We start from the raw sequence: 20,249 nt of genomic DNA, 5'->3' as shown, positions 1-20,249 counted from the left end.
CCTCACAAACGTTTCATACTTGAGCACGAGCTTCGCTTTTGCAGCCTTTCGTCATGCCTGTTCCAGCCATACATCCTTAAAGTCGATCCACCCGAGGGGATTCAGGCTGACACCGCGTACCGAGGGATGCAAAAAGGTGCTCAGCCTCCGGTGGTGCAGAAAAATGACCGTCGCCTCATCGCGGAGATGTTCCTCAATCTCCTTCAAGAACATCCGCCGCTGGTCCGTAGATTCGGCCGCCACGGCCGCATCGATCCGGCCAGTAATCCATTCCTTCCGTTCACGGTCAAAATAAGCCTGCATGACGCAATCCCGGTGTTCATAAGCTTCAATTTCGCATACCTCGTCTTCAGGAAATACCAGGCCGGAGATAACGAAATCCGATTCCGGCCACTGGTCATAATCCAGGGTCTCGATTTGGATTCCCCAGGCAGCCAGCCGGTTTACGACCCACATGCCGTCTTCCCCATATTTTTGGTGGCATGCAAAGCGGAGGACCTCTCCGTTATAACCCGATTCTTCCAGCGCCCTCCGGACGCGATCGGGACGCGTCGGTTCCACCGCGTGGGAACGGCTCGCGTCAGGACGGAACCCAAAAGCCGGCAGCGCCCGTTCGCCGCCCAGCTCCGCAACCATATCACCAGGATGCAGGATCATCCGCACGGCCCGCCGGAACGCCTCCGACTGCTGCACACCTTCACGTGATACGTTCCAGGTAAGCAGCGTACAGCCCTGGCACAGTTTCTCGATCTCCTGCCAGGTATCCTCCGGCGTACTCCGGTCCATACGCATCGTATCCAGGCTGTGGTGAACCTTGGCGATTCCGTCCATTTCCGTGCTGCATTCTTCCGGCATGATCACGATGTCGACGCCGTCCAGATACGGCCTCCCCTGAAAATAGGCGTCAAACGCCGCCATCTCGATCCGGCCGCTGGTCCAAGTGACCAGACGGAATGGGCCTGTTCCGAGTGGATGGCTCCAATAGCTGTCTTCTTCCATGCCTGCGAAGCCGAAGGGCAGAATCGAAGCCGCCGCCGAGCACATGAACCGGTCAAACATCCAGTTAGGCCGGTTCAGCTTGACCCGCAGAACCCGGGGTCCGATCGTTTCAACACGCTCTACGCCTCGCATCAGCCATCCGTTGGCCGTCCCGTCCTTAAGGCGTTCAAGCGTGAACTGCACATCGCGTGAGGTCAGTTCCTGCCCGTTATGGAAGCGAACCCCCTTGCGCAAATAAAACGTCCATTCCGTGGCGCTGTCGTTCGATGACCAGGTATGAGCGATCATCGGCGCAATCGTGCCGGTCTGTTCATCAAACCTCAGCAGCCGGTCAAAAATTTGCCGGATCAAATGCGAATCGAACGCGTACAGCAAATCGGCGGGATCCAGCGTATGCGGAGATTTCAGCACGGGAAAGATCAGCGTATCATCGGGGCCGCCTTCTTCCCCTTTTTTGTAGCCGAAGTGGTTATCCAGCCATTCGAGAAATTTCGGCTTGGCGTACGTTCCGTTTCCAAATTCCCCGATCAGGTCGAAGGCGCGTTTGTAATCGCCGTTCTCCACAAGATGCTGGGAATACTCGATCAAATAGGCTTCCTTGTCGGCTTTGAACACGATCCTCGACCGGTTCCCCCGGCCCAGCCCGGGCAGCCACTCGATCAAATGCTCGCTTTCAAGTTTTCTTAAAATCAGCTTGGCGTTACGGCTGGTACAATACAGCGCATCGGCCAGCTCATCCAGCGTCACTTCGATAGGTATCCCCAGCTCCGTGCCGCCGCCAAAGCGCTCATGCAGCAGCAAATACCTTTCATCCAACAGCATACTCAGCCCTCCTTGCCTGACGTCCCAAATAAAAGAGGAAATCCTTTTGCGCAAGTATACACTTTTTATCCCCTTTTGAATAGATCATAATGGCATTAGACAGAGAAAAGACAGATTCATCCAATACCGGAACATTTATTCGAGGAGGAGAACACATGCTGGAACATCATTATGTGCAAGAAAAGTTGATGGAATACCGCCAAGCTGAGCATCACCGCAAGCATGCCGGCGTATCAGAAACTACGGAATCAGCCGATCGTTATAAGTCCGTCAAATCCCATAAAAACACGCGTTGGATGCTCGCCATCACTTCAAGCCTGTTAAGACGAAAAAAAGGGAAGCATCCTTTCGCATAAACATCGGTTAGGAGGTCTCATTCACCGTTTCGTTGTGAGACCCGCCGCCGACAAAACAAAAGACAGGATGAACGCATCCTGTCTTTGCCGGTGCCTTTATAGACGCTTTCCGTTCATTGCCCCGTTTCACCGTTATGCATGTCCGTCCGAACCGTAAACGTAATGCAGGCCCCGCCCTCCGGCCGGTTGGAAGCCTGAATGCCTCCCCCATGCTTATCGCAAATGACGCGGGCTGTATACAGGCCAAGCCCGGTTTGTCCCTTGTCGCCTTTGTAAAATTTTCGGAACAGATTCGGAATGTCCGCTTCGTTGAAACCAGGCCCCGTATCACAGATTTCGTACCGGATGTCCTTCTCGCGAATGGTGAAGGATACGCTGAGGCTCCCCTTCTCCGGAACATACCGGAGGCTGTTCGTAATGACGTTATCCAGAACCTGCCCGACGCGCTGGACGTCCATATAGACGGGATACGGCTCCGGCCGCTCATCGGTCACCGTATATTCCAGCCGGATCTGCTTGCCTGCGCACAGATAGCGGATCTCTCGTTCTTTGGCGCCTGCAAACTCCGCGACATCCGTTTCCTTCACATACAGCGGGAAATATTCCATATCCTTCTCGGAAGCCACCTGAATATCCTGAATCAGCCGGTTGACCCGTTGAATGTTGCCCTCCACGACGCGCAGGCGTTCTTCCAGCTTGTCACGCGGAATCACTCCTGCGGTATCCGTCAGCATTTCTACATTGCCCTGAATGATCGTCATCGGTGTCCGGAGGTCGTGGGCGATGGCATCCATCATATCCCGGCGCTCCTGCTCGAGCTTCCATTCCCGGAGCAGGGAGTCTTTTAGAGCAGCCCGCATCTTTTCAAAAGAATCGGTGAGCAGTCCCAGCTCATTGGCCGCCTTGTAAGTGATCGTAAAATCAAGGTCCTGCCTGCGGATCCGTTCGGATGCATCGATGAGCTCGTGAACGGGACGGCTGATCCGCCTTCCGAACCGGGCTGCAAATATATACGTAAAGAGCGCAATGTAAATAAAAGGCGCCGCAAGAAAACAAATATTCAGGGCGAACTTGAGAATGTCCGCTGACCCTGGGCCACCGTTGGAAGTCACCTCAAGCTTGTACTCCAGCGCGATGGCGCCGCGCAGCTCTCCTGAGGAAGACGTCACCGGGACGATCTTCGTAATGACGCCGCCGAACCCGATGCTGGGCTGCCGCGAAAAAGAGGTATTTAAGCGTTGGACCAAATCCCCTTTTTGCTTAAAAACCGGTCCGGTCAGCGTTCCGTATAACGCCTTGCCTCCGGCGTCCATCACTTGATACTTGATCCCTTCTCCGGGAATCTTCTCCTCCAGTTTCGGCCGGCTGGCAGGATCCAGCACCGCTTCTCCCAAACTGCGCGAGTACGCGGCAATCGCCGGAATCTTCTGTTCGTAGTGATTGGCCGGATTGAACCAGCTGCTGCTCGTGAGCCACCAGAAGCCAACAATATAGGTTACCGCCGTCAGCACCAGACTGAGCAGCATGATCAGGATGAACGTAGAGATCAGCTGCTTTTTAATGGAAAGCCGCTCTATAAAGCCGATTTTTCCCATTTATACCCGACCCCCCAAACCGTCGTGATGTATGGGGTATCCGGATCCGTACCGGTCAGCTTCGCCCGGATTTTCTTCACATGCTCCGTTACCGTGCTGGCATCGCCCATCGCCTCAAGCCCCCACACTTTGTCATAGATCTGCTCCTTGGAAAAAACCTGGCCGGGATGCAGCGCAAGCAGCTCGATAATGTCGAATTCCTTCGCAGTCAGCGGAATCTCGGTCTGCTTGTAGGCGACGCTCCGCCCTTTCAGATCGATATGCAGCAGCCCGTACCGCAAGGTGGACCGTTCCGCCTGCTGGCCGGCAGCCCTCCGGCTCCCCCGGAGATGGGCCGCGACGCGGGCCTTCAGCTCCCGGATGCTGAACGGCTTCGTAATATAGTCATCGCCGCCGATGGACAGCCCCTGGATCCGGTCTGCTTCGGCCTGCCTCGCGCTTACGAACAATATCGGGCAGCCGACTTCCTCGCGGATCATTTGGCACAGCTCAAAGCCGTTGACGTGCGGCATCATGACGTCCAGAATAATCAAATCCGGCCGGTCGTGGATCCGTTCCAGCGCCTCACGCCCGTCTGCGGCGGTCATCACCTCGTAACCCTCCATCGTCAGCGCCTGCTCCAGCAGGGCGGCAATTTCGGCTTCGTCATCCACGATCAGTATTTTGTCGCTCATTCCATGTACCTCTTTCTTCTCTCTCTATTTGGTCCAGCCTCTCCGCTGCCATATTCCCATTGTAACGGCAAAACCGAATCCAAGACACACCAGAAGCGGCAAATAAAAAGGATGATGGTATAATCCCGCCGTCAATTTAAAGATCGTATTCATTCCCATCAGAAGAAACCCGAATGAATCAGAGACATACAAAGAACCGGCTGCGACCGCAATCCACCCCAAATAACTGAGCACAACGCCCGGCAGCAGCGTGCAGATCAGGCTGGTCAGACTCAGCTGCGCCAGCAGGATCAGATAAAAATGGCCGTAAGACTTCAAGCAGTAGAAGAACGCCCCAGTCGGGCCGTATTGCTGTTCCGGATTCAAAAACACCACGGTATCCGCGCCGGGCAGAAAAGCATAGCCGAAGGCTTCGCCGACGGCAAACGTTACAGCCGTGAACAGCAGCAGCATTCCCGCCAGGTTCATCCATTTAGCCAGGAACAGCTTGACGAAGGATACCGGTCGAATCAGCACCATCCGCAGCTGTCCTGATGTGTACTCCCCGTTCATGCTGTCGATGATCAGCATCGGTCCGATAATGAGCACGAGGAAGAACGACACCTCTTTTAACAAAAACAAAGCGAAATTTTCCGACACAAGCGGAACGGTTGATACGTTATCGAACGCCCCCAACTTCTGCATGCTTAAAAAAAGACAATCCAATCCTATAATCAAGGCAAAAATCAGCAGACTGACGAGCGTCTTTTTCCGTCTCCACATCCGTTCCCAGTCGCTTAACATCATCGCAAGCATCATTTATCCCCCTTACATCCACCGGTCCGATTTTGAAAATACAAGCAGCGATCCCACGCCGAAAACCGCGGCATATCCTAAGCCCACAAGCAGCGCGGTCAGGGCTGCGGCTTCCGAACTCACCGCCTGGGCCTGACCCAGCATAACCGCGATTCCGCTGTACTGAATTTCAGTCAACGACAAATACTTGAGCATCGCCGGCAATCCCAGGCCGCCAACCCGGTTGGCCAGCTCATAAATCAGCGGAAATCCGAGTGAGCACAGCAGAAATCCGAGCCCCAAACCGACGGCGCCCGTCGTCGTTCGTGAAATGACGGCCGCCGCCATGAAGACACTCCCGATTGCCAGCACGCTCAGAAACGCAAGTCCATAATACAACAAGGTGTAGCCGATCATCCCTTTTAAGGGGACGGTATGGTCATGGTAAAACAGCTGAATGTGTTCATGAGGCTCGAAGAACAGCAGGCCGGCGGCCACCGACAACAGCAGGTATACGGTAAAATACAGCGCCATCACCGCCATATGGGCCAGCCATTTGGCGCGCAGCAGCTGCCCTGCCGTGAACGAACGGAGCATGACCATCCGGATCTGCCCGCTGCGGTATTCCTCCGTGACGGAAAGCGTGAGCAGGATCAGAGACATCACATTGAACACAACGATCAGCTGCTCGATCAAGGCCATCACCGGAAAATTCCCCGCCCAGGTATACTCCGCACTCGCGGGTGAAATTCCCCGATTGTGGCCGGCATAATATTTGGCGGTAGCCGCGACGACAGCAGGCATGGCGATCAGGAACAGCCAGGTGATTTTGCGCTTCCACATCCGTTCCCACTCGCTTAGAAACAAGGCGCTGTTCATGAGGTCATCATCTCCACAAAGTGATCTTCAATCCCCTTCGCCCCGGCCACCTCCTGCCACTCGCGGCTTGTGCCTTCCCAGACCAGCTTGCCTTCCTTGATGATGACAAAGCGGCTGCAAATCCGCTGCAGCTCGTCCAGCAGGTGGCTCGAAACCAGAAACGTAATCCCGCGCTCCTGGTTCAGCCGCTGGATCAGCTGGCGCAGCTCGCGGATGCCCATCGGGTCAAGGCCGTTCGCCGGTTCGTCCAGAATGATCAGCCGCGGATCCCCAAGCAAAGCCTGGGCGATGCCGAGCCGCTGCTTCATGCCGAGGGAGTAGGTTTTTACTTTGTCCGAGCCCCGTTCGCTCAGCCCAACAATCGACAGAACCTCCTCCACGCGTGCTTTCCGCTCTGTCCCCGGCACATTCGGATGCAGCCTTGCCAGGTTCAGCAGGTTGTCCCTGCCTGACATATAAGGAAAAAAGATCGGCGATTCCACAATCGCCCCGACCCGGGACAGCGCCTTGACCCGCTCGCGCCCCACATCGGTTCCGTCAATACGGATGCTCCCGCCCCCCGGCTTGATCAGTCCTGTCATCATCCGGATCAGCGTCGTTTTCCCGGCTCCGTTCGGACCGACAAAACCGCATACATCCCCCGCCTGTATGGAAAAGGACACGTGGTCCACCAAGGTACGCGCCCCCGCTTTTTTCGATACGTTCAATACTTCCAGTACGTTAGTCTCGTTCATTTCGTTCATATGATCTCCTCCTGCCAAGAAGTATAGGAGGCAATTCTAAAGAATTTATAACGTCGGCAAAAAAACCTTGAAAGCAGGGGGGCTTCCTCACTGCAAGAGTCAGAAGCTGTTCAGGTATACGAAAAAAAGGAGGGCGGCAGGATCATTCCTGCACACCGCTCCTTTTTGGACGCGTGATTCGATGATTCGCTTATATCACGGGATGTGCTTCTGAACCCGCTTGATATCTCCCTAGGGCTTCAGCACGACCTTGATGCAGCTCTCATCCTTGTTATCGAAAATTTCGTAAGCTCGCGGCGCATCGCTAATATGCAGCCGATGCGTAATGATGTCGGTCGGGTCGATTTTCCCAGTTTGGATCTGCCGGAACAGCTCGGGCATGTAATGAATGACGGGGGCCTGCCCCATTTTCACCTGCACGTTGCGCTCAAACAGATGGCCGAACGGGAACATGTTGTATTTCAGTCCATACACCCCGATCACCTGAATCGTTCCGAACTTGCGGACGACATTGGCGGCCGTGTTAAAGGCACCAAGCGATCCTCCCTGCAGCATCAGGGCTGTCTCGACCTTCTCCATAGCGGTCCGTTTGGCATCCAGTCCCACACAGTCGATGACAACGTCCGCTCCGCCCTTTGTCGCCTCCAGCAGCGTTTGGTCGATGTCATGAGTCTTCTCGAAGTTGTACGTCTCCACGTTGTTTGTCCGTTTGGCATGCTCCAGCCGATAGTCCACATGGTCGACCGCGATGACGCGCTTGGCCCCTTTTTGCCAGGCGAATTTCTGCGCCAGCAGGCCGACCGGGCCGCAGCCGAGAATAATGACCGTATCGCCGTTCTTCACGCCGGCATTGTCTACCCCCCAATAGGCGGTCGGAAGAATATCGGAGAGGAACAGAATTTTCTCGTCCTCCACCTCGGCATCCTCCGGTACCTTGAAAGGCACGAAATTGCCGAAGGGCACCCGGAGCAGCTCCGCCTGCCCTCCCATGTAACCGCCGTACGTCTCCGAGTAGCCGAAATAACCGCCCGTATCCTTGGCGTCATTGGCGTTGTCGCATTGGCTTTCCATCTGGTTTTGGCAGAAAAAGCACTCTCCGCACGCAACATTGAACGGTATGATGACCCTGTCGCCTTTTTTGACGCGGGTGACATCAGGTCCGGTCTCCTCAACGATCCCCATCGGCTCATGACCGATGACATAATCGTCGTACATCCCCGGAATCAGCCCGTGGTAAATGTGAAGATCCGAACCGCAGATCGCGGTGCTCGTCACCCGGACGAGAATGTCATCCCGCTTGACAAGCTTCGCGTCACCGACCTCCTTCACTTCCACCTTCTTTTTGCCCTGATAGGTTACAGCTTTCATGCCAGCATCGTCCCTCCTTGGATTTGACCGTAGTGTCTCCCCGAACCTGCGTTTTCACGCATGGGCGGCGGGTGAAGTCCCTTATCCTTTACACGCAATCCGGCAAATTCAAACGCGGGACGGGCTTGTGATGCTCCATAGAGCCTCGGAAGGCGTAACTTGGCGAATTACGAAAAAAAAGCCGCCCGAATGAACCCTTTTTCGGACGGCCAAGCTCTGTACGTAAGTACCTATGTTACTGGATTTCGATCCAAGGCAGCGGATTTCGAAACTCCGCCCAGTTCATTTCCATCTCTCCGCTGGTCAGCAGGCACTCATCGAGGCGGCGGGTGATGCCTTCCCGGTCCATGCCGATCCCGATCAACACAATCTCGTTCATCTGGTCACCCCAGGTTTCGTCCCATCTGCGCCGGAGATCCGGCTCCTGTGCCAGCCATTCCCGCTGCTCCGCCTCCGGAAGCGAAGCGACCCAATAGCCTGCCGGGCCAAATTGGATCGACGGCCCAGCCTGGCTGATGCTCGCCGCCATGTCGCCGCGGACGGCCAACCAGACCAATCCCTTGGCGCGGACGATCTCCTCCGGCCAGTCCGACAGCTGCGCGGCAAGCCGCTCCGGATGAAACGGGACCCGCCGGCGGTATACGAAGGAGCCGATGCCGTATTCCTCCGTTTCGGGCGTATGATGTTCGCGCTGCAGCTCCTGAATCCAGCCGGAAGACTGGCTCGCCGCATCAAAATCGAACAGGCCCGTGTTCATGATTTCACCCGGTGCGACCTCCCCGTTCACGGTCCGGATGATTTTGGCTGAGGGCTGCAGCTTCCGGATCAATCCCTCCAGCTGGTTTAACGCCTCTTCTTCCACCAGGTCGCATTTGTTGAGGAGCAGCACGTCGCAGGTTTCGATCTGATCGATGAGCAGATCGGCCACATCGCGGTCATCCTCCTCCCCGGCGCCTTCCTTCCGGTCGAGCAGCGTCTCCCCTGAGGCAAAATCATGCCAGAAGCGGTACGCATCGACTACGGTAACCATGCAGTCCAGCCGGGCGTATTTCGTCAAATCGATCCCGGAGGCCTCGTCCTGGTAATGAAACGTTTGCGCAACGGGGATCGGCTCGGAGATGCCTGTCGATTCGATCAGAATGTAGTCAAATCTCCGCTCCTCCGCCAGCTTGCGGACTTCCTGCAGCAGGTCGTCCCGCAGCGTGCAGCAGATGCAGCCGTTGGACATTTCGACCAGCTTCTCGTCCGTGCGCGACAAGGAAGTCTCCGATTGAACGAGCCGCGCGTCTACGTTAATTTCGCTCATATCGTTCACGATGACGGCGACCTTAACGCCTTCGCGGTTGTTCAGCACATGGTTTAAAACCGTCGTTTTGCCAGATCCGAGATAACCGCTCAAGACGGTGACCGGAATGACGGATGATTGGTTCATAAGAGCAAGTCCTCCTGTCATGGGATTATTCATTCAGCGCCTTCACCAGCGCCGTTAAGTTTGCCTGCATAATCTGGAGATAGTCGAGGTTATTGGCTTCGTCTTCGGCGGTCAGCCCCTCGATCGGATTCAGCACGGCCGACTTCGCCCCGACCTCTTTGGCGATCGTATCCGCTACACTGGAGGATACCAGCGTCTCGAAGAAAATCGTCTTCACCTGATGAGCCTTGGCGAACTTCACGACCTCCGCCATCGCCTGCGCCGACGGTTCCTGTTCGGGAGAGAGACCAGCAATCGATACCTGCGTCAGTCCATACGTGTGGGCCAGGTATCCGAAAGCTGCATGCTGCGTAACAAAATCTTTGCGCTTTGTGCCCGACAGCTCTTTCGTGTACTGCTCGTCCAGCTGCTGCAGCTTGGCTATGTAGGCAGCGGCATTTTTTTCAAACTGTGCCTTGTGCTCCGGCGCCTTCGCGGACAGCGCTGCTTCGATTGTGCGGACTTCTCCGATGGCAAGCTTCGGCGACAGCCAAACATGGGGATCGAAAGCGCCGTGATCGTGCTCGTGTTCATGCTCATGAGCAGGCTCCTCTTCGTGCCCGGTTTCCGCTTCAGCCGCATGCGCGTCTCCATCTGCAGCGTCATGGTCATGGTCATGATCGTGGTCTTCTTCTTCCGTTCCCGGGATCAGCTCCAAGCCCTTGCTCGCTTCTACCGCCGTCATCCCCTTGCCGTCCGAGCCGGAGACCACCTGATCCACCCAGCTTTCCAACCCGGCTCCGTTATAGACCAATATGTCCGCCTGCTCGATCGCGGCCATATCCTTCGGCGTTGGTTCCCAATCGTGGGGCTCGGTGCCTGCAGGAACGAGCAGATGCACATCCGCCAAATCGCCGGCAACCTGGCGGGTAAATTCATACATCGGGTAGAAGCTCGTTTCGATTTTGAGTTTGTCCTTGCCGGCCACGGTCGCTGCAGCCGGCTCCGCGCTATCATTCTTCGCTGCCGATCCGCATCCGGCCAGGACCAGGATCATCGAACTTACGATAAGTGCAGATAGAAAGGGTGTTCTTTTATTCATGATACGTTTGTCTCCTCTTCTTGATATGATGTGCTCATTACCTGCCTGGATGCGGACGGAACAGCCCTGACCGCTTCTCCCAAGTGGCGCTGTCTGCGGCGCTGGCCGACCTTCTGGACGGCAATGCCCGCAAGAAGGATCAGCAGTAGCGTCAGCGCAATCGTGCCGCCTGGCGGAGTATCCGTGTAATAGGAAGCCGTCAGGCCGCCGAACACGCCGGTCAGACCGGCACAAACCGCCAAGATGCACGCCTGCAGAAAGCCGCCGGCAAAGCGCAGCGCAAATGCGGAAGGCAGCACGATCAGTGCCGAAACCAGCAGGACGCCGACAATCGGCATCGCCGCAGCCACGATCAGTCCCGACATGACCGCGAATGCGAACGTCAGCAGCTTGACCTGTACGCCACCCACGGCAGCCGTCTCCTCATCGAATGTCAGCGTATAGAGGTGGCGCCGAAGGACGGCGAAGAAGATCAGTCCACCCGCTGTCACCGCGGCGATGATCATCAGCTGCAGCGGATTCACGGCCACGATGGAGCCGAACAGGTAGCTGCTGAAGCTTTTGCTCAGGCTGCTCTTCATGCTCATCAGCACCATCGCCAGCGCCAGCCCGGACGTCATAATGATCGCAACAGGAACCTCGCTGTATGCACGGTAGGACCTCCTGAGCTGTTCAATCGCAATCCCGCCGATCACCGCGAACAGGAATCCCGCCAGTACAGGGCTCATATGCAGGACGCTCCCAAGCGCCACGCCCGCCATAGATACATGCGACAGGGTGTCCGCCATCAGCGACTGCCGCCGCAGGACGAGAAACACGCCGAGGATCGGGGCGATTAATGCAATAAGACCTCCTGCCCAAAAGGCGCGCTGCATGAATTCGAAGTGAAGCATTGGCAGTCCTCCTCCTTTCCTTCCAACCGGATGACCCGGTCTAAATAGGGACGGGCTTCATCCAGTCCATGCGTCACCATGAGCACGGTGCGTCTGGCATCCGCGGATACATAGTCCCTCATCCATTGGTAAAATTGCAGCCTGCTGCCTGCATCCATGCCAGTTACCGGCTCGTCCAGGACGACCAGATCGGGCTGCTGGGCCATGACGCGGGCGATGCATGCCTTCTGCTTCTGGCCGCCGGATAACCCGCCGATTTTTCTGGTGCGGTATTCCCACATTCCCGCCCGCCGGAGGCTCCATTCCACGAGTGCATGCTGCTCGGCGCCGAAGCGGCGGAACAATCCAAGCTTCGGGTAGCAGCCGGAACGGACCAGCTCGATCACCTTGCTCGGAAATCCGCTGTTGAACGAAGCTGCCTGCTGCGGCAAATACCCGATGGCCTTCCGGTTAAAATCCGGGGCGTAGCTGACCTCGCCGCTCCACGGCTTTACCAAGCCGAGCAGCAGTCTCAGCAGCGTCGACTTGGCTGCACCATTCGGCCCGCTGACCGCGATAAACTCGCCGGATTCAATCCGAAGCGAGACGTTATGTATGACGGGGACCCCATCATAACCGTATACAACGTTGTTCATTGCTGCGATATTCATCCCGTTTTCTCCCTCCTCATCGTCAAGGGAATGAATCATTCCCCCTCGAATTTATTCGTAAATATTACGATTAATTCCAGACAAAAAATTTTTGCCCTTTCTGCAGCTTATGGAGTTTCAAAGCGACTGCCGTTCCTGTGGCTTGCTTATCATCTTACTTATCATCCATTCAGTCCGATCTATTCGGGGAATAGGATGGCAAATATTCAAATCGGTACATTATATAGATTATTAATCGTAATTATTACGCTTTAACGATTAAACCATAAAACACCCAAGCTGGCAAGTAAATCGTAATAATTACTATTAAATTTTCTGTATAAAGGGTTTCATCGCAAAAAAAGCGGCTCCGACCATAGGTCGGAGCCGCTTCGTAGTTGGTCAAATCATGGCGCCGGATGGGCCGGCTCGACGGGAATATCACTTTTCGGCCGGCTTTTGAACTTCCCGGCGTTCAGAAATACGATCAGGCCGGCAATCGCCAGCAGTCCCCCCGCCAGCTGAAACAGCGTGATCGCTTCACCAAGGATCAGGAAGGCGAGCAGGCTCGCGCCAACCGGTTCTCCCAGGATGCTCATCGAAATCGTCGATGCGGGCACGTACTGCAGCAGCCAGTTAAACAGCAGATGGCCAAATACCGTCGGGACGACGGCCAGCAGCAGAAATATTCCCCAGTCCCGTCCCGGGTATGCCGTAAAAGACACCCCGGCCGCCGCGTTATATACGGCAAACACGACCGCGGCCGAAAGAAACACGACAAAGCTGTACACAAAGGATGGCACGCGAGCGACCATTTTTTGCCCGATCAGCATGTGCACGGACACCGCGAGCGTGCCGAGGACGGACAGCAGATCGCCAAGCAGATTGTCACGGGATACGCCGATATCGCCGAGTCCGATCAGAACGGCTCCGGCAATGGCGACCACCATGCCCGAAATGGCTGCAGCCGACGTTTTTTCCTTATAAAAGAAGAACGCCCCGATGACGATAAAAACCGGCTCCAGCGCTAATATAATCGTCGAGCTGGAGACGCTCGTCAGCTTGAGCGATCCCATCCAGAGCAGGAAGTGAAGCGCGAGGAAAAAGCCGGACGTCCCGAGGAGCAGCCAATTTTTTATGGATAGTGCCCGTAATTCCTTCCAATGGGGCTTGAGGAAGGGAAGCATCAAAATCGCGGTAAACAACAGACGGTACATGCCCTGCACCGACGCAGGCGCGGACGACCATTTTACGAAGATGGAAGAGAACGATATCGCCGTAATGCCGATCAGTAATGGAATGAATGTAGGTAGGGGGGCGGATGTTTTTCTCATGGATGTTCCTTTCAACTGACATAGGGTGCGTTACAACATGTTATTGTAGCACGCCTTCTCCGCCCCGTCATGCCGAAAGTTTAGTACGGGCGTCTGGATACGACCCACCATCCGCATAGCATGGCCGCCGATACACAGAATAACAAAATATGGGCATTGTAATAGAGCGAATTATTATACGGATTTAGAACACCAAGGAATAGTGGCGAGCCAAGCCTCTCCGTCATCTGGCGGTAAGTATCCACCCACTGCATGATTTTGCGGTATTGGAAATAAACGGACAGTAGCAGGGCTAGCAAGGAAAAAAGCGGTAACCAGAACCGGTAAGCCTTCTTTACGATATGGTCGCTGAGATCGTCAAAATATTTAACGGCCATAATAAAGGTCGCGATCATCAGCATCAGCGCGGCCGTCCAGGCCGGAAACAAAAACAGCAGTCCGGGATTACCGTTGCCGGATATCGTCCTCCCGTTGTAACGAAAGGTCGTCAGGTCGACGAGATACACGAGGAGTACGCACAGCAGCACAAGCACGGCATACCATTTCACCGATTTTACGGACAAGAGTTCGGTTCACTTCCTTTCTTCAAACGGTGTACTTTTGATAAAAAAAGCCGTATTCCAGGAGTATGGCCCCCCGTTGTACGGCTGATCGTTCTAAGCTGCGATTAATGTTCGTACCGTTTCACGTAGGTCCCGTGATCCGGAATGGCCAAGCTGTCAAATTGTTCCACCAGCCTCTTCAATCCCGCCGCAAGCGTCTCGCCGGTTACGGGCTCTCCGTGCCCGGTGACGGCTGCATCCGGGTGCAGAGCCTCCAGCCGTTTGACCGACTGCCAGGCCGCAAACCAATCCGGCGTAAAATACCGCGGCGGTCCGCTAATTTCGACCTTCTGGGTCAGCACTTTGTAGAGCTCATCCTGCCGGACGGTCGTAAAGGCGTCCCCAGCAATCAAAGTCCGGTCCCTTTCCCGGAACAGGGATACATGCCCGGGCGAATGTCCCGGCGTAGGAATCCACCTGTATTCCGGCATGCCCGGTACGCTTCCGTTATCCGGCAGCGGCTTGACCCATGGTCCCACGTTGACCGGCTCGTTCGGAAACGCAAAGGACAGCTTCGCGAGCACTCCGCCTTCCACGGTCGGGTCGGGCTTCGGATAGCTTTCCTGTCCCGTCAGGTATGGCATCTCCAGCTTATGGGCATATACCGGGACTTCCCAGTGCTTCACCAAATCGATCAGTGCGCCCACGTGGTCAAAATGGGCATGGGTCAATATAATCGCTTCCGGACGGCGGTCGGACCCGAAGCGCTCTTCCACCATCCGGATGATGTCATCCGCCGAACCCGGCATCCCTGCATCGATCAATACGAACGATCCAGCCTGCGGGGCACCGGCCAGCACAATATTTACGATTTGCACCGTGTAGCTGTATACGTCCGGGCGAACCTCCACGCCCTCACCGCTGGCCGCCGAGGTGGCAGGAATATAATGATAGTCTGATCCGTAAGACAGCTCTTGATCGGTACCTTTCTCCATAGTCAACCTCTTTTCCTTCATGTGGTATGTAAAACGGTTGTTTTCCTATGGATATTTTCTCAATTCACCTGCCGGATTATGTCTGAAAATCATCGTCCAGGCCACACCGATTCCCGTCACAGCCATAATGAGCAGTCCGACCGTCAAGAAAAGACGGGGAATTCCGTACGCCGCGGCGCAAAAAGTGCCGTAGAGGATACCAAGCGGCCCGGCAAATTTGACAAGCAGCAGCCGCATCGATAAAACCTGCCCAAGGACCTGCTCAGGGACCAGCCTGTAGAAAGCATTACTGCTGAAGACATTCCAGAACGGCATCGCGATCCCCGCAGCCAGCTCGATCACCAAGGCAGCAGGCAGGCTGCGAACGAGCGACAGCCCGACGTAAGTCGCCCCGCCGGTCAGGAGAGCGGTGAGCATGGTGCCAAGCATCGGTGAGGTTCCCTTTATTCTGCCGGCTGCCCAGCTGCCCAGCACATACCCGCAGGGAAATGCGGCCGTAAACCAGCCATATTCCGCCGCGCCGCCGCCAAGCACCTCCGAGACGTACGGGATATACATCGCCTGCGTAGCCGCTACGCCAAAGCTTGTAACGGAGACAAACATCGCGAGTGCAACCAGCAGGCGGTTGCCCGAAAATACCCTCCATCCGGCCCGGACCTGACCGAACCAAGCCGCTCCCGCGCCTGACCGGCCTTGTTCAGGAGAAGCAGCGTAGGCAGGTGGCCCCTCCCGAATGCAGCAGATGCACAGGAAAGAGCCGGCAAACAGCAAAGACAGGATCAGAAGGAGTGCTCCCGGTTCAAGGACCTGTACGCCAAGACCCGCCAGCGGGAAGGCTAAAGTTCGCATCAGCTGCACGCTTCCCGACATCCATGCATTTTTGCGGGTCAATTCTTCCGGCCTGACCAGCTTCGGAAGCAGGGCACCGGAAGCAAGGTCGTACATGACAAACGAGCTGATCCAAGATGCCGTATACAATATATATGACTGTCTTTCCCCGGCTATCCACATCAGGCCCGCGGCAAGATATACCGCAGCCCGGACGGCTTCCGACAGCTTCATGACCGCCGTTCTTTTCCATCGGTCGATCAGGGGACCGGCAAGCAGCTGAACGCCCCATTGGGAAGCGAAGCTGATCAGCCACAGCCCTCCCATCGCCACTGTGGAGCCTGTCACCTCATACAGCAGCCAGGAGAGGATAAACGTACCGCAGGTGCCAGCGAACATGGACAGCAGCTGGTCCGCATACAGCCATGCGAAATTTTGCGGCCACTGCCTCGGCTGTGCGTAATCACCCTCCGCTTGTTCCGGGTTCTGCCTATTGATCATGGCTGCCAGTCAAAAATTCGTTCAGCTCCCGTTCATGATGGTGAAGTGACTGCGGATTCCAGGCATAGCTGCCGCCCTTCACCCGGATGAGCCCGGCTGCGCGCAGAACGGCCAGATGATGATGCACCGTCGTTTTCCCCAGCCCAAGGGCGTCGGTCAGCTCCTTCAGCGTCCGGTCCTTCCCGGCGATCAGCTTCAAGGCGCGGAGCCTTTTTTCATCTCCCAGCGCCTTGTAGATCTGCACCAGCCTGGACGGCGGCTCGTAAGGATCCCGGAGCCCCGGCAGGCTGGTATCGCTGACAGGATAATAGAATACCTTCGTTTGCGGCAGTGAAGCCTCGACCGTAAACGGCCTATAAATGATATGAGGAATGAGCAGCACCTGCTGAACCCCCGGCTCGGGGGCATACTCCACACCGGTTGCCCTCAGGACAGCCTCCTCAGGTGAAAGCGTCCGAAGCCAGGCCTCCTTCTCCTCCGCATCCCGCTTCAGCACGGCCGCCGTTATCTCCCGCTCGCGTTCCATAAACTCCGCGTCCCACAGCTGCAGCAGAGCAATCAGATGGTCCCTTAGCGTATCGGCATCCGTCGTCATCACATCATGAATCAATTGTGGAAAAAAACGGTGTCTGCGGCAGGCATCCATCATCTCTTCCGCACCAGCAGTGTCTCCTTCCGCCGCCCGTCTGCGGGCTGGCTCCAAAGCTGTCTCCAGGTATGGGAGCACAAGAAAGCGGAACTCCTCCCTGCTTAGAGCATGAGTCTCCATTGCAAAGCTTTCAATCGTCTCGCAGTTTAAGGAATGCAGCAGCTGGAGCAGCATTTTCCAGGTGTTATGCTCCTGGCAGAACTCAAGCTCGGCTTCGAGCCGGCTGCTGGCTCTTTGACGCAGCTGGGCATAATATTCTGCGGGCTTGTCCAGCGACCCGTGAAGCTTCGGGTAGGTCAGCACGGCTGCACCCAGCGCGCACTCATACCAGATGGAGGACAACACTTTGGCCTCATAGCTCGTTCTTTTAAAGGAAAGATCCAGCAAGTTCATCCCAATTCTCCTTCCAAAATTCCATAGTATCGATACCGGTGAATTCCAAAATCTGGACCAATATGTTTTTATTCTAATCGATCAGCTTCATATATTCAATAATTATAGAATATATAATTCTAATTTAATTGAATATTAATGTAAAAATAGAGCCTGATCTATCCCAAGATCAGACTCCACTTATTTTACTGGTCATGAATTAGTAGGAAGCATACCTTGCCGCATTGGACATCGCCGTCCATACGTCAGGCGTCTCCGCCCCCATATACCAGAAAGCGTAACCGGCTACTCCCCGGTCGGCTGCCATGACATATTTTTTCGTGATGGACCGGCTGTCCTCAATCCATATTTTATGGGTATATCCCTGTTTTTGATATTTGAAAACGTACTGCCCCAGGTTGTCGTCCCAGGTGCGGTTATAGGCCACAGAACGTGTTCGGACGCCCTGCTGTGCCAGGTTCAATTCTTCTGAAGTGGCTCCTCCTTCTTTCAGCGTCCAGTCCCGGGTATAGAATGGAAGGGCCAGGATCGTCTTGGACGATGGCACGGAGCGAAGAAGCTTATCCAGCGCGCTTTCCACCCACGGGTAAGAAGAAACGGACCCGGCGATCGGGTCGCCACCCCAGTGCTCATCGTAACCCATCAGAATGATATAATCCGCCGCCTGTCCCAGCGCCTTGTAATCAAAGGCTTCCGTCCAGTCGGTTCCGAGGTCCGGCGACACGTCGATCGATACGACGCCGCCCACGGTACGCAGGCTTTGGTCCAGCTCCGTCACGAACGCCGTCAGCGCTTCACGGTCCTGAGGGCTGACATTTTCAAAATCGACGTTGATGCCGTTCAGACCGTACGATTTGACATAAGCGGCCAGCTGTTTGATCAAGCTGCTTTTCTTCGCAGGATCGGTCAAAATATCGTCCGTCAGCTCGGGATCCGAATGATTGCCGAGGAGCGCCCACACTTTTTTATGATTCTGCTTCGCCCAGTTCAACAGGCTGGCGTCTACGTGGTTGGACAAGGAGCCGGTCCCCTCCTCCAGAAAAAACCAACGGGGTACGATCGTGTTGACGTTGGATGCCTTCACCTTGGCGATAAACTGGGAGATGGTCAAACCGTTCTGCCATCCGACCTGCAGAGAGGACGCCGGCGTGGAATGGATCGCCTGATCCCATGACGAAATTTGCAGCACGCGGTCAAGCACGGCCGCCGTTTCTTCGCGGGTCATATTAGCTTTGGGGCGGAATTTTCCGTCCGCTCCTTCCATCAGGCCTAGTGAAGCCGCGGCTTTGACATAAGGGCGCGCCCATGCGGAAATGCTCGCGGCATCCTGATACGGCAGCTGCCCTGCGCTGACCGCAGCCGGTTCCTTTTTCAGCGCGCGAACGATCAGGACTGCGGCTTCCTCCCGGGTAATATTCGCCTTCGGCTCAAAGGTGCTGTCGCTTTTCCCCTGAACAATGCCAAGGTTCAGTCCGGCCTGCACCCAGCCGTAATACCAGGATGTGCGCGGAACATCACGAAAAGCCGGGATGTCCCCGTCCACTTCCTTCAATTTAAGCAATCGGTCCGTCATGGCGGTAAACTCGGCACGCGTCACCGTTTTGCGCGGTTCAAACGCTCCCCCTCCCGTTCCTTCAACAACGCCCTCGTGAACGAGGTCGACGATTTCATCCCGGGCGAAGCTCCCCGAAATGTCATGAAAAGGCAGACTCGAGCTGCCGGATGCGGCATATACCGGTCCAGTACTTGCGGCCAGCATGAATGCTGCAAATAAGGTTACTAACTTTTGCGGTTTAATCAAGGGAGGGTGCCTCACTTTTCATAGAATAGATTTTCTTTCATAGAATGCTTACTCTTATCCTATCAAAAAGATGCGGACGATTTGATCGCTAAATATTGGTAGATATGGTATAAAAACTGTCACAGTAAAGTGGAATGAAAACGGGAAGATACGACAGCATTTGCCATGGACAGGCCTGGAAATTAGACTTATATTACTGTAAGCAGGCATCCAGATTGCCGATATGAAGCGGCCGGAAATATAGTTGGAATGCCATCGACCGATATTATATTTAAGGAGGGATTGTAATGCTGCTGGATCAGCATGAGGCCATTTATTTAAGAGAGCTGGTGGAAGAGGATGCAGAGGCGCTTTTTACGCTGCGCCGAAATAACCGCGACTTTCTTCAGCCCTTCGAACCGATTCGTCCCGAATCGTTCTGGACGCTGGAAGGACAGGTCAAGGACGTGTGGAACGGCATCACGGGCGCTGAGCTGGATCAGGCTTGTGTATTGGGCATCTTTTTAAAGGAATCGGATCGGCTGATCGGCCGGGTTGCCTTGACGGCATTTGCGCGGGGCGTATTTCAAAACGCCAACATCGGCTACTTTATGGCCCAGGATCAGAACGGAAAAGGTTATATGACCGCGGCCGTCCGCATGAGCGTGGATCATGCGTTTCGAAGCCTCGGGCTGCACCGGGTGCAGGCAGGCGTCATGCCGCGGAACCTGCGTTCGCTGCGCGTGCTGGAAAAAGCAGGCTTCCGCCGGGAAGGCCTTGCGGAGCGGTATTTGCAAATCAACGGCGTGTGGGAGGATCATGTCCTGCTTGCCGTGACGGCGGAAGAATGGCCGGGCATCGAGCAGTCGGCGGAATAGCAAAGAGCTTAGAAGGAAGGCTTGCGATTTGCCGGACGATCTTGAGTCCTTCGTGAGGCTTTTTCGCGTTTCTTTTGTGCGGCATTTGGGCGGAGACCCTTCCC

19 protein-coding genes are annotated in these 20,249 nt (G+C 55.4%); 2 read left to right on the top strand and 17 right to left on the bottom strand.

Translation table 11 applies throughout. The features are described from left to right. Positions 1 to 51: 51 nt before the first annotated feature. On the bottom strand, positions 52 to 1,821 hold the full coding sequence (locus MKY74_RS16570; protein WP_084203750.1) for an SgrR family transcriptional regulator: 1,770 nt from the start codon (positions 1,819 to 1,821) through the stop codon (positions 52 to 54). 155 nt (positions 1,822 to 1,976) lie between these two features. Here MKY74_RS16570 and MKY74_RS16565 point away from each other — a divergent pair, with 155 nt between their 5' ends. Then, on the top strand, positions 1,977 to 2,177 hold the full coding sequence (locus MKY74_RS16565; protein ID WP_076167649.1) for a hypothetical protein: 201 nt from the start codon (positions 1,977 to 1,979) through the stop codon (positions 2,175 to 2,177). A gap of 113 nt (positions 2,178 to 2,290) precedes the next feature. On the opposite strand, the gene MKY74_RS16560 is transcribed toward MKY74_RS16565, so the two are convergent. The 16 genes from MKY74_RS16560 to MKY74_RS16485 form a co-directional block, all read right to left on the bottom strand. Then, complete coding sequence (locus tag MKY74_RS16560; RefSeq protein WP_084203751.1) at positions 2,291 to 3,772, bottom strand: sensor histidine kinase; 1,482 nt, start codon at positions 3,770 to 3,772, stop codon at positions 2,291 to 2,293. Further along, positions 3,751 to 4,446, bottom strand: a complete 696-nt coding sequence (locus tag MKY74_RS16555) for a response regulator transcription factor (protein WP_076167651.1) — start codon at positions 4,444 to 4,446, stop codon at positions 3,751 to 3,753. The genes MKY74_RS16560 and MKY74_RS16555 overlap by 22 nt, the downstream gene beginning before the upstream one ends. A gap of 24 nt (positions 4,447 to 4,470) precedes the next feature. After that, on the bottom strand, positions 4,471 to 5,244 hold the full coding sequence (locus tag MKY74_RS16550; RefSeq protein WP_144025350.1) for a hypothetical protein: 774 nt from the start codon (positions 5,242 to 5,244) through the stop codon (positions 4,471 to 4,473). A gap of 9 nt (positions 5,245 to 5,253) precedes the next feature. Next, positions 5,254 to 6,099: an ABC transporter permease gene (locus MKY74_RS16545; protein ID WP_076167656.1), complete on the bottom strand. Its 846-nt coding sequence runs from the start codon at positions 6,097 to 6,099 to the stop codon at positions 5,254 to 5,256. Continuing rightward, positions 6,096 to 6,833: an ABC transporter ATP-binding protein gene (locus MKY74_RS16540; protein ID WP_076169489.1), complete on the bottom strand. Its 738-nt coding sequence runs from the start codon at positions 6,831 to 6,833 to the stop codon at positions 6,096 to 6,098. Before MKY74_RS16540 ends, MKY74_RS16545 begins: the two co-directional genes overlap by 4 nt. A gap of 240 nt (positions 6,834 to 7,073) precedes the next feature. Next, positions 7,074 to 8,210, bottom strand: coding sequence for a zinc-dependent alcohol dehydrogenase (locus MKY74_RS16535; protein ID WP_076167659.1), 1,137 nt, complete (start codon positions 8,208 to 8,210; stop codon positions 7,074 to 7,076). Between the two features lie 235 nt (positions 8,211 to 8,445). Then, positions 8,446 to 9,642, bottom strand: a complete 1,197-nt coding sequence (locus tag MKY74_RS16530) for a GTP-binding protein (RefSeq protein ID WP_076167662.1) — start codon at positions 9,640 to 9,642, stop codon at positions 8,446 to 8,448. 25 nt (positions 9,643 to 9,667) lie between these two features. Next, on the bottom strand, positions 9,668 to 10,723 hold the full coding sequence (locus MKY74_RS16525) for a metal ABC transporter solute-binding protein, Zn/Mn family (RefSeq protein WP_076167665.1): 1,056 nt from the start codon (positions 10,721 to 10,723) through the stop codon (positions 9,668 to 9,670). Beyond that, complete coding sequence (locus MKY74_RS16520) at positions 10,720 to 11,622, bottom strand: metal ABC transporter permease (RefSeq protein WP_076167668.1); 903 nt, start codon at positions 11,620 to 11,622, stop codon at positions 10,720 to 10,722. Before MKY74_RS16520 ends, MKY74_RS16525 begins: the two co-directional genes overlap by 4 nt. Then, positions 11,559 to 12,266, bottom strand: a complete 708-nt coding sequence (locus tag MKY74_RS16515; protein WP_076169492.1) for a metal ABC transporter ATP-binding protein — start codon at positions 12,264 to 12,266, stop codon at positions 11,559 to 11,561. The genes MKY74_RS16520 and MKY74_RS16515 overlap by 64 nt, the downstream gene beginning before the upstream one ends. Positions 12,267 to 12,652: 386 nt before the next feature. Further along, on the bottom strand, positions 12,653 to 13,579 hold the full coding sequence (locus MKY74_RS16510; RefSeq protein WP_076167671.1) for a DMT family transporter: 927 nt from the start codon (positions 13,577 to 13,579) through the stop codon (positions 12,653 to 12,655). A gap of 80 nt (positions 13,580 to 13,659) precedes the next feature. Continuing rightward, complete coding sequence (locus MKY74_RS16505; RefSeq protein ID WP_076167673.1) at positions 13,660 to 14,142, bottom strand: hypothetical protein; 483 nt, start codon at positions 14,140 to 14,142, stop codon at positions 13,660 to 13,662. Positions 14,143 to 14,246: 104 nt separating this feature from the next. Next, the gene (locus tag MKY74_RS16500) at positions 14,247 to 15,116 is read right to left on the bottom strand and encodes an MBL fold metallo-hydrolase (protein ID WP_076167675.1); all 870 of its coding nucleotides are present in this window, start codon (positions 15,114 to 15,116) and stop codon (positions 14,247 to 14,249) included. A 45-nt stretch (positions 15,117 to 15,161) separates the two neighbouring features. Next, the gene (locus MKY74_RS16495; protein ID WP_076167677.1) at positions 15,162 to 16,445 is read right to left on the bottom strand and encodes an MFS transporter; all 1,284 of its coding nucleotides are present in this window, start codon (positions 16,443 to 16,445) and stop codon (positions 15,162 to 15,164) included. Next, a complete protein-coding gene (locus MKY74_RS16490) occupies positions 16,435 to 17,487 on the bottom strand; it encodes an ArsR/SmtB family transcription factor (protein WP_076167680.1) in 1,053 nt (350 codons plus the stop codon). Before MKY74_RS16490 ends, MKY74_RS16495 begins: the two co-directional genes overlap by 11 nt. 199 nt (positions 17,488 to 17,686) lie before the next feature. Further along, entirely contained in the window at positions 17,687 to 19,288 is a 1,602-nt protein-coding gene (locus MKY74_RS16485) for an S-layer homology domain-containing protein (RefSeq protein WP_244169192.1), read from the bottom strand. Positions 19,289 to 19,575: 287 nt separating this feature from the next. On the opposite strand from MKY74_RS16485, the gene MKY74_RS16480 reads away from it, so the two are divergent. Continuing rightward, positions 19,576 to 20,145, top strand: coding sequence for a GNAT family N-acetyltransferase (locus tag MKY74_RS16480; protein ID WP_076167682.1), 570 nt, complete (start codon positions 19,576 to 19,578; stop codon positions 20,143 to 20,145). The last annotated feature ends 104 nt before the right edge of the window (positions 20,146 to 20,249 follow it).

Source organism: Paenibacillus sp. FSL R5-0378 (assembly GCF_038009285.1).
Taxonomy (GTDB): domain Bacteria; phylum Bacillota; class Bacilli; order Paenibacillales; family Paenibacillaceae; genus Paenibacillus_AQ; species Paenibacillus_AQ favisporus.
The sequence above is the reverse complement of the archived record's forward strand: the minus strand, read 5'-3'. Positions and strand labels throughout refer to the sequence as shown.

Coding starts and splice junctions, on each gene's coding strand:
- MKY74_RS16570 (WP_084203750.1), bottom strand. CDS start 1,821: ATGCTGTTGGATGAAAGGTATTTGCTGCTGCATGAGCGCTTTGGCGGC.
- MKY74_RS16565 (WP_076167649.1), top strand. CDS start 1,977: ATGCTGGAACATCATTATGTGCAAGAAAAGTTGATGGAATACCGCCAA.
- MKY74_RS16560 (WP_084203751.1), bottom strand. CDS start 3,772: ATGGGAAAAATCGGCTTTATAGAGCGGCTTTCCATTAAAAAGCAGCTG.
- MKY74_RS16555 (WP_076167651.1), bottom strand. CDS start 4,446: ATGAGCGACAAAATACTGATCGTGGATGACGAAGCCGAAATTGCCGCC.
- MKY74_RS16550 (WP_144025350.1), bottom strand. CDS start 5,244: ATGATGCTTGCGATGATGTTAAGCGACTGGGAACGGATGTGGAGACGG.
- MKY74_RS16545 (WP_076167656.1), bottom strand. CDS start 6,099: ATGAACAGCGCCTTGTTTCTAAGCGAGTGGGAACGGATGTGGAAGCGC.
- MKY74_RS16540 (WP_076169489.1), bottom strand. CDS start 6,833: ATGAACGAGACTAACGTACTGGAAGTATTGAACGTATCGAAAAAAGCG.
- MKY74_RS16535 (WP_076167659.1), bottom strand. CDS start 8,210: ATGAAAGCTGTAACCTATCAGGGCAAAAAGAAGGTGGAAGTGAAGGAG.
- MKY74_RS16530 (WP_076167662.1), bottom strand. CDS start 9,642: ATGAACCAATCATCCGTCATTCCGGTCACCGTCTTGAGCGGTTATCTC.
- MKY74_RS16525 (WP_076167665.1), bottom strand. CDS start 10,723: ATGAATAAAAGAACACCCTTTCTATCTGCACTTATCGTAAGTTCGATG.
- MKY74_RS16515 (WP_076169492.1), bottom strand. CDS start 12,266: ATGAATATCGCAGCAATGAACAACGTTGTATACGGTTATGATGGGGTC.
- MKY74_RS16510 (WP_076167671.1), bottom strand. CDS start 13,579: ATGAGAAAAACATCCGCCCCCCTACCTACATTCATTCCATTACTGATC.
- MKY74_RS16500 (WP_076167675.1), bottom strand. CDS start 15,116: ATGGAGAAAGGTACCGATCAAGAGCTGTCTTACGGATCAGACTATCAT.
- MKY74_RS16495 (WP_076167677.1), bottom strand. CDS start 16,445: ATGATCAATAGGCAGAACCCGGAACAAGCGGAGGGTGATTACGCACAG.
- MKY74_RS16490 (WP_076167680.1), bottom strand. CDS start 17,487: ATGAACTTGCTGGATCTTTCCTTTAAAAGAACGAGCTATGAGGCCAAA.
- MKY74_RS16480 (WP_076167682.1), top strand. CDS start 19,576: ATGCTGCTGGATCAGCATGAGGCCATTTATTTAAGAGAGCTGGTGGAA.